Below are 7045 nucleotides of genomic sequence, written 5' to 3' on the forward strand. Positions count from 1 at the left end.
GTGACCTGCGGGACCTGAGTTCTGTCAGAGGCGATGGATAGCTTCTGGGGCATGGATATCACGGCTCGGGAGCGGCGCAGCGCGCCGCCTGTGGTGCCTCCGGTCCTCCCCCGGAAGCTCGCCAAGGTGCCCTTCGTGGAACTCGCCGAGGGCAGGCTCCAGGGGGTCGTCTCCAGCGGGTCCGACCTCGCTCGGGTGTACGTGTCGTCGATCGCCGCGGGCAGCCATGATTTCAGTTGCAGCACCAACAACAACCGGCCGTGCGGCGGGCTGACCGGGGGGCGGCCGTGCAAGCACCTCGGATCGCTCGTCGGCGAGGCCGTGCTCCAGTACGGGTTCGACCGGGTGGCCCGGTACCTGCGCGTCGACGCGGCCGAGGGCGACGATCTCCTCGGGCGGATGCACGGCACGCGGAGCCCGGCGCCCGCGGCCATGGTGTTCAGCCGGTTCCTGCGGCATCTCGCCTATCTGGAGCTGCCGGTCACGGCCGGGCCCGTGGCGGAGATGCACTGGTTCCCCGCCGGGGCGGTGGTCTGATGCGGGGCGCGCGGCTGGCCGGCCTGCTCGCCTCCGGGCCCGACGGGATCGCCGAGGCGCTGGAGATCGTCGACGGGCTCGACCGGGCGCTCGTGCACGGGCTGGCGCGGCTCGGTCCCGACCGGGTGGCGGCGCTGGAGGCCCTGGCGGGGGTGCTGGCGGGGTCGTCCCTCGGCGGGCCCGTCGCCGACGCCGTCGCGAAGATCTGTGCGGGCGGCCCGTCCGAGGAGCGGCTCACGCTGCTCGCCGCGGGCCGGGCCGCCCTGCTCGGGGCCGTCCATGACGCGCTGCTCGACCGGTTCGACACCGCGGCCGGGCGGGAGCGCTCCGCCTGGGAGGACGGTGAGGCCGAGGGCGGGGAGGCCGCGGGTCGGGAGGAGTTCGGCAACGTGCTGGCCGGGTGCCGGTCGTGGCTGGGGGAACTGGCGATCTCCGGCTGGCGGGGAGTCGATCATGATCTCGTCGCCGGAGCCGATCAGACCGTCGCGCGGGTGTGGGCCGAACCGGGGCTGCGGCGGCTGGCCGTGCTGCTGGACGGGCTGGCCGCGGAGCTGCGGGCGTCCAGCCCGGTGTCGGCCATGGACGGGGTGCCGGTGCGGCGGTGGGCCGACCTGTGGACCCGCGGGATGCTGCTGGCCCACGGGGGCGGCGCGGCGGCGGGCGGGGAGAGCGTCTCCGGGCGGCTGATGGTGCTCGGCGCCGACGTGCACGAGCACGCCACGGCCGTCCAGGTGCAGGTGCACGCCGTGCTGGAGAACGCGGCGGGGGCCCGGCTGGTGCGGGTCTCGGTCGTGGCCGCGAAGGTCGACACCATCGTCGGGACCGCGGTCTGGCGGCTGTTCGACGGGCAGCGGGTCCTGATGCGCGGGCTGGCCGAGCGCCGGGTGCTGGAGGTGACCGATCTGGTGCTGCTGCCGGGCGGAGACCTCCTGTGGCGGGACGAGGCCGCCGCGCTCGGCGAGGTGGCGGATCCGTTCACGACGGCCCGTGTGCTGCTGGACGGGGCCGTGGCCCCTGCCGCTCCGCCGCTGGAACGCCATCCGGTGCGGCTCGGCGAACCCGTCCTGCTGGAGGAGTACGCGGTCGAGCGGGACTCTTCGGGGATCTCCCTGGTCGTCGACGGGGCGGCGATCGGGGTCGATCTCGGGCGGCTGCCGTCCGCGGGGCCGCTGACCGCCGATCTGGTGGCGGGCTCGACCGCGTGTGTGGCGCTGCTCCGGTGGGACGGCGGGAGCTGGACCGTCCAGCCGCTGGCCGTCCGGGGGAAGGCGGGGCGCGGGGAGGTCGAGGCGCACACCGGCGACTGGGCGCTCGGGCCGTCCGATCCGAAGGCCGTGAAGGCCGAGGCCAAGGCCGGAGACGCCGTGGCCGTGCTGCGGGAACGCGCGGGAAGGCTGCTGCGCGCATGAGCGAGACCCTGGAGACACGCGACGGGAACCGGCGCCCGCTCCTGTACTGGCGGCTGCTGTCCCGGCTGTTCGACGCCGAGGAGCAGGCGTCGCTGGAGACCGTGAGCGTGGCGATCGCCGACGACATCGGGCTGCCGTCCGCGCTCATCGACCCCTGGACCTCGACCGACGACCTCCTCCAGCGGTTCCCCGAGCTGGAGGCCGAGTTCGACGCCCTGACGGCCGTCGGGGACGACGATCCCGCGCTGCGGGTGCGGCGGGCCGCCCTGGTGTCCAAGCTGCTGATCAACGTCTTCCAGACCGGGACGGGCGATGTCAGCGCCGGGCAGCTCGCCCGCTGGCAGCGGGACGCCGAACGCCTGAAGCGGGCCCTGTGCGGCGGCGGTTCCCCGGCGCCCGGCGGCTTCGGCGCGGCGGGCGGCGTCGGCGGGATGCTGGGCGAGGTCGAGGCCGACCTCGTGAGCCGGATGCGGCTGCGCGAGGTGCTGGCCGATCCCCGGCTCGCGGCCAAGCTGACCCCGAGCATGTCGCTGATCGAGCAGCTCCTGCGCGACAAGGCGAACCTGTCGGGCGTCGCGCTCGCCAACGCCAAGTCCCTGATCCGGCGCCATGTCGAGGAGGTCGGGCGGGTGCTGCGCACCCAGGTCGCGCAGACCAGCGCCGGCACGGTCGACCGGTCCGTGCCGCCCAAGCGGGTGTTCCGCAACCTCGATCTCGACCGGACCATCTGGAAGAACCTCACCAACTGGAGCCCGGAGGACGAGCGGCTGTACGTCGACCGGCTGTTCTACCGGCACACCGCCAAGCGCACCACGCCCGCCCGGATGATCGTGGTCGTGGACCAGTCGGGATCGATGGTCGACTCCATGGTCAACTGCACGATCCTCGCGTCGATCTTCGCGGGGCTGCCGAAGGTCGACGTTCATCTGATCGCCTACGACACCCGGGCCCTCGACCTCACCCCCTGGGTGAACGACCCGTTCGAGGTGCTGCTGCGCACCAAGCTCGGCGGCGGCAACGACGGGCCCGTCGCGATGGCGATGGCCCGGCCGAAGATCGTCGATCCGCGGAACACCGTCATGGTGTGGATCTCGGACTTCTACGAGTTCGACCGGTCGCAGCCGCTGTTCGAGGGCATCGAGGCCGTCCACCGGTCCGGGGTGCGGTTCATCCCCGTCGGGTCGGTCAACAGCTCCGGGCACCAGAGCGTCAACCCGTGGTTCCGGCAGCGGTTCAAGGCGCTCGGCACCCCGGTGATCTCAGGGCACATCAAGAAGCTCGTGGTCGAGCTGAAGAACTTCCTCGGATAGGAGACCCATGACCGAGCAGAACGAGAGCCTCCGCGCTCCGGCCGAGGTGAAGTACGCCGACGAGCTCGACTGGCTCGAGTCGGTCGACGACGGGCCCAAGCCGTTCTCGTGGCGGCTGAGCCCGAAGATGGTGCGGCTGTTCGTCCTCGGCTCCGAGCGGGCCGACGGTCTCGAACGCGAGATCCCGCAGAAGTGGTTCGGCGACCGCACGTTCGTCGAGCGGAGCATCGTCACGCTCGCCTCCGACCGCGGGCTGCTGCTGATCGGCGACCCCGGCACCGGGAAGAGCTGGCTGGCCGAGCTGCTGTCGGCGGCGATCTCACGGAACTCGACCCTGGTCGTCCAGGGGACGGCGGGCACCACCGAGGACCACATCAAGTACTCCTGGAACGTCTCCCAGGTGATCGCGAAGGGGCAGTCGCGCGAGTCGATGATCCCCTCGCCGATCATGACGGCGATGGAGCGCGGCGTCATCGGCAGGTTCGAGGAGCTGACCCGGTCGACCAGCGACGTCCAGGACGCGCTGATCTCGATCCTGTCGGAGAAGTACGTGTCGATCCCCGAGCTCGACGACGACAACATCGTGTTCGCCCGGCCCGGATTCTCGATCATCGCGACGGCCAACAGCCGGGACCGGGGCGTCAACGACCTGTCGTCGGCGCTGAAGCGGCGGTTCAACTTCGTCCGCATCCCTGTCGTCACGAACAAGCGGAGCGAGGCGGAGATCGTCCGGTTCCGGACCTCCGAGCTGCTGCGCCGGTACCGGATCGAGCTCGAGGTCCCGCCCACGCTCCTCGACATCCTGCTGCAGAGCTTCGCCGACCTGCGGGCCGCCGCGGACTCGGCCACCAGCGACGACGAGAAGCTCGAGTCGGCGCTCTCGACCGCCGAGCAGATCGGCGTGCTGGAGGACGCGATCCTGCACAGCCAGTTCTTCGGCGACCGTGAGCTGCGGGCCTCCACCCTCGCGGCGTCGCTGGTCGGCTCGCTGGCCCGGCGTGCCCCCGAGGACCTCGCGATCCTCAACAAGTTCTGGCACGGGGTCGTCGAGCCCCGCACCCAGGAGAACCCCTCCGACACCCCCTTGCAGGAGTTCCTGGAAGGCGGCCGCCGAGCCCTCGCCGCCCTCTCGTGACGCCTCCACCGGCCGTCGAAGACCAGGCTCAGCAGAGAGGGACGGGTGTGACCGAGATCGCCGAGGGGTTCGGGGCGCTGCGGGGGCAGCTTCTGGAGGCGGCTGAGGAGTTCGGCGGGGGGTCGGTCGCCGAGATCCTCGCGGGGCTCGTCGACGACGTCGACCGGGCGCTGGGCGAGGAGCTGGAGATCTTCCCGGTGTGCCATCACTCGCCCGCGTCCGCGCTGGCGATGGTGCGGCGGCTGCGCGAGACCGCGCCGAAGGTCATCTACCTCGAGCTCTGCGAGGACATGCGGCCGCTGCTCGGGGAGCTGCGCAAGTGCGTGCTGCCGGTCGCGGTGCAGGCCTTCGCGAGCGAGATCGACGGGTTCCCCGAGACCTGGGCGCCGCTGAGCGTCATCGCGCCGATCACCGAGGCGTCGGCGGAGTACCAGGCGATCGCCTACGCGCTGGACACGCCGGGCGTCGAGCTGGTGCTGGTGGACCGCTCGACCGACCACGTCTTCCAGTGGGGGCCGCGCGGCGAGCCGCCCCGCCCCGGCGGCGAGACCGCCGGCACGCCCGCCGACGAGGAGGCGCTGCACGGTGACGCGGTCGGCGTCGAGCTCGGTGAGCTGCGGCCGCGTTTCGCCGAGCTCGAGGAGCATCTGCTGCGCCACGGCAAGGTGCGGCACTGGTCGGAGTGGTGGGACCAGTACGTCGAGCAGCCCCTGGCCGGTGCGGACTACGCCACCTACCGGCAGGTCATGGTGCTCATCGGGAGCCTGTTCCGGCGGCTCGGCCCCGACCGGCTCGCGCTCGACGAGGAGCGCGAACGGTACATGTGGACCCGGATCCGCGAGCATCTCGCGGCCTCGGGGGCCGATCCCGCCGACTGCCTCTACGTCTGCGGGGCCGCGCACGCCGCGAGCCGGGTCGAGCAGTTCGGGCTGCGCTCCACCGCGCCCTACGAGATCACGCCGCGCACGGCGACGAAGTGGCTCTACGGGCTGATCCCCTCCAGCCACTCGGCCATCGAGGCGCAGTTCGGCCTGGCCCCGGGGTCGGTGTCGGTCGCCTCCGCCACGTGGAGGAAGGCCGTCACGGGAGCCCGGCTCACCCCTTTTGTCCTGGAAGGGCAGCGGAGGGCCCGCAAGCGCGCCGCGCCCTCGCCGCGGAAGGCGTCCGGCTCGGGGGACCCGGTGGCCGGAGACCGGCTGTCGGCCTTCCTCGGGACGGCCGCCGTGCCCGGGGCGCTCGACGAGGGGGAACTGCTCGGCTGGTGCGTGGACATCGTGCGGCTGGCCCGCAGGAACGGCTATCTGGCCAGCACCGCGGACGCGATCGCGGTGTTCGAGACGTCGGTGCTGCTCGCGGGGATGCGCGGCCGGGTCAGGCCCACCCCCTACGATTTCCAGGACGCGGCGGTCACCTGCATCGAGAAGGACGTCGTGCCCGGGCGGCGGGACGTCCGCAGGCTGTGCGAGATCCTGCTCGGCGGCGACCGGATCGGGCGGGTCGGGTACGAGGCGCTGCCACCGCTGGCGCGGGACGTCCTCGACCGGCTGGCTCCGCTGGGGCTCGATCTGGAGCGGCGGACCGTCCAGCGGGCGCTGCTGGACTTCGGCGGGCGTCCCGATCTGGAGGCCTGCTCCCATCTGCTGTGGATCCTGAGGCGGCTCCTGCCCGAGGACGCCGTCCGGCCGATCATGGGTTCGCGGCGGCTCGGTGAGCGGTCCTTCCAGGAGAGCTGGGATCTGGCGCTGGGCCGCAACCAGCGGTTCCTGGTCGAGCTCGGCTACGAGGGCGTGACGGTCGAGCAGGTGCTGGAGCAGCGGCTGCGGCGGGCCGTCCATGGTCCGAAGGCGACGGCGGCGACGGCTCTGGAGGCCGTCGAGGAGTCGCTGCTGTTCCTGCGCAGCCCCCGCTTCACCGAGGAGCTGGGCGCCCGGGCGGTCGAGCTCCTGTCGGCGGAACGCACGGTCGACGACGCCCCCGAGGTCCTGCGGCGCATCCGCCGGCTCCTGTCCCACTACCGGGCGTCCGAGCCCGAGCTCCCCGCCTGGTGCCGGTCCTTCGTCCGCGCGGGCTACGCCCACTACTGCACGCTGCTGCCGACGGCCTTCACCGACGACCAGACGGGCGTCCGCCAGGTCGCGGCCATGCTCGGCTTCCTGTTCACCCTGGAGAGCCTCGCCCTGTCCCTGGGCTGCGACCACACCCAGCTCGAACTGGCGGTCACCCAGTCCCACCCCGAGACCCCGGCGAAGACCGCCCTCCTCTGGTCGGCCCAGACCCATCTGGGCCTCCTGTCCCGCGAGGCCCTCCGCACCCGCTGCGACGAGCTCCTGGCCAACCCCCTGGTCCTCCCCTCCTTCCCCCACTACCTGACCGGCTTCATCCACGCCCTGGACCCCACCCCCACCCTGGCCCCCACCCTGGTCGAGCTCCTCACCAAGGCCTTCACCACCCTCCCCGACCCCCTCCTCCTCCCCTGGCTCCCCACCCTCATCACCACCTTCCGCCCCCCCCCCCCCCCCCCCCCCCCCCCCCCCCCCCCCCCCCCCCCCCCCCCCCTCCCCCCCCCCCCCCCCCCCCCCCCCCCCCCCCCCCCCCCCCCCCCCCCCCCCCCCCCCCCCCCCCCCCCCCCCCCCCCCCCCCCCCCCCCCCCCCCC

The 7045-nt window shown here is 73.1% G+C and carries 5 protein-coding genes; all 5 read left to right on the plus strand.

Going from position 1 to position 7045, the window contains the following annotated elements:
• Positions 1 to 51: 51 nt before the first annotated feature.
• Positions 52 to 537: a hypothetical protein gene (locus tag ABD785_RS32870; protein WP_344836108.1), complete on the plus strand. Its 486-nt coding sequence runs from the start codon at positions 52 to 54 to the stop codon at positions 535 to 537.
• On the plus strand, positions 537 to 1946 hold the full coding sequence (locus ABD785_RS32875; protein ID WP_344836111.1) for a hypothetical protein: 1410 nt from the start codon (positions 537 to 539) through the stop codon (positions 1944 to 1946). The genes ABD785_RS32870 and ABD785_RS32875 overlap by 1 nt, the downstream gene beginning before the upstream one ends.
• Positions 1943 to 3256, plus strand: coding sequence for a vWA domain-containing protein (locus tag ABD785_RS32880; RefSeq protein WP_344836114.1), 1314 nt, complete (start codon positions 1943 to 1945; stop codon positions 3254 to 3256). Before ABD785_RS32875 ends, ABD785_RS32880 begins: the two co-directional genes overlap by 4 nt.
• A 7-nt stretch (positions 3257 to 3263) precedes the next feature.
• A complete protein-coding gene (locus tag ABD785_RS32885) occupies positions 3264 to 4391 on the plus strand; it encodes an ATP-binding protein (protein WP_344836117.1) in 1128 nt (375 codons plus the stop codon).
• A 47-nt stretch (positions 4392 to 4438) separates the two neighbouring features.
• A partial coding sequence (locus tag ABD785_RS32890) for a DUF5682 family protein (protein WP_344836120.1) occupies positions 4439 to 7045 on the plus strand: 2607 nt, incomplete at its 3' end.

The sequence above is a fragment of the Actinocorallia longicatena genome (genome assembly GCF_039534125.1).
Classification (GTDB): domain Bacteria; phylum Actinomycetota; class Actinomycetes; order Streptosporangiales; family Streptosporangiaceae; genus Actinocorallia; species Actinocorallia longicatena.